The sequence below is a fragment of the Methylobacterium sp. Leaf88 genome (assembly GCF_001422795.1).
GTDB lineage: Bacteria > Pseudomonadota > Alphaproteobacteria > Rhizobiales > Beijerinckiaceae > Methylobacterium.
Window position 1 is genome coordinate 6,764 of record NZ_LMMK01000014.1, and the last position, 791, is coordinate 7,554.

Below are 791 nucleotides of genomic sequence, written 5' to 3' on the forward strand. Positions count from 1 at the left end.
TCGATCCTGTGGTCCGAGGTCTGGGAGAAACGGTACGATCCGAGGGTGATCGCTCGCCTGTCGGCAGGATCGCGATCGGCCGAGGCGGCGCGCGTAGGTTAGAGAACGGGGATGGGGCACAGACGGATCCCACGCTCCGTTCCGGGGCGGCTTCCCGGAGTCTTTCGCGTCCGGCAAGCCAAGCCCGGTAATCGGCTTGCAGATCAACGCCGGGGCCGGGCGAACCACCCGACCGCGAAGGCAACGGCGGCGAGGCCGAGGAGCGCTGAAGCGCGGTTGTCGTCGGCGTAGCGCACGGCCCGTTGGCCGTAGGTCGATCCGCGCTTGCGGGCGTGATGGGTGAAGGCGCGGCCCTCCTTGATCAGGTGATCGGCGCGGTCGCGGCCGTCCTTGATCCAGTGGCCGGCGCGGTCGCGTACCTCGTGGGCGAGGTGGCGGCCGTCATCGACGAGGTCCTCGGCCCGGTCGCGGGCGCGGCCGTAGGCGTACCGGGCGCCGCCGGCCACCTGGTTCAAGGCGCCGCGCACCTGGCGCGCCGGGTCACCGGTGAGGCCGCCGACCACGGTCTGGGCACGGCCCTTGAGATGGCGTGAGGCGCCGCGGAATTGATCGCCGTTCATGGCAGGTCTCCTGCTGTTCGGGGATCCGGCCGGTCGCGGGGACCGGCCGGGACGAGGGCTCAGACGCGGCGGGCGTCGACGCTGTCGGCGAGGGTGAGGCGCCTGGGAGCGCCGAGGCGTCCGCCGAAGAAGCCGGCGAGGGCGCCCAGGATGAGGGCGAGCGCGCCGTAG

General features: G+C 72.6%; 1 protein-coding gene and 1 pseudogene. Both read right to left on the reverse strand.

Annotation, left to right across the window (positions count from 1 at the left end):
- Nucleotides 1-203: 203 nt before the first annotated feature.
- Nucleotides 204-620 (reverse strand): CsbD family protein, encoded by a 417-nt coding sequence (locus ASF20_RS10700; RefSeq protein WP_056274008.1) that lies wholly within the window; start codon nucleotides 618-620, stop codon nucleotides 204-206.
- 59 nt (nucleotides 621-679) lie between these two features.
- Nucleotides 680-791: pseudogene (locus tag ASF20_RS24960) on the reverse strand (PhnA-like protein); the annotation flags it as partial.

Coding starts and splice junctions, on each gene's coding strand:
- ASF20_RS10700 (WP_056274008.1), bottom strand. CDS start 620: ATGAACGGCGATCAATTCCGCGGCGCCTCACGCCATCTCAAGGGCCGT.